At 41.4% G+C, this 781-nt stretch carries 2 protein-coding genes; both read left to right on the top strand.

Translation table 11 applies throughout. The features are described from left to right. The coding region (locus A3735_RS31340; protein ID WP_197486012.1) for a hypothetical protein at positions 1–274 on the top strand (274 nt) is incomplete at its 5' end. A 117-nt stretch (positions 275–391) separates the two neighbouring features. Further along, the coding region (locus tag A3735_RS24140) for a hypothetical protein (protein ID WP_156499882.1) at positions 392–781 on the top strand (390 nt) is incomplete at its 3' end.

Below are 781 nucleotides of genomic sequence, written 5' to 3'. Positions count from 1 at the left end.
AGCAATAATACTTAGTATTTTGTGTGTTTTGGTCTACGGAATTTCTTGGTTTTTCGGTACGCCCTATATTCATATACTCATTGGTATTATGGGTATACAACTTTTCATGTCTCTTGCCTCTGTCGGTGAAAACGAAGAAGAATTGGTCGAGTTAAAAGCACAGGGTAGCTGGGTTCGTGAATGGCATGTCTGGGTTCTGCTTGCGTGTATTTTTTCTGGGCTGGTAGTCGCAGAATATTACTATCCAGTACTAGAGAGCTTTGGGGCAAAATGACAACTAACAAGTTTATCAAACATCGTTCCGGCCACAAAAACACGTGGCCTGCACTGGACGCGCAAAAAGACGCGCGCCGTTTATAAAAGCGTTATACGTAAAAATGGAATTTCCAGAATGAACAAGTATGTGAAGTATTGCTTCCTCTCTGTTGTTTTTGCCGCTTCTTTAGTTGTGCTTTTTGCAGCGGGCGTATTCGCTTACATGAAAGTGCAAGAAGCAATGATTACGCGGGTAAACGACCCTGATATAAACCTTAAAACAGTTAATCATTGGCTCAGCGGTGACAAGTTGGTTTTTACCGCAATAGCTGAGAACAACAGCGAACACGAATGGCTCAATGTTTCTGTAAATTTTATCGTTAAAAAATCAGATGGCAGCTTCTTTAAACGGTGCCCATTACTGCTAATAAATAAGCCGTTTTCAAGTGGTAACATCGACATTGAAGCTGTCTGTACAAACATGCCTGCCGGCTTTAGCAATTACACCTATGAGGTCAAGATCTTC

Source organism: Oleiphilus sp. HI0061 (assembly GCF_001635675.1).
This window is presented reverse-complemented; position numbering and strand designations above follow the sequence as displayed.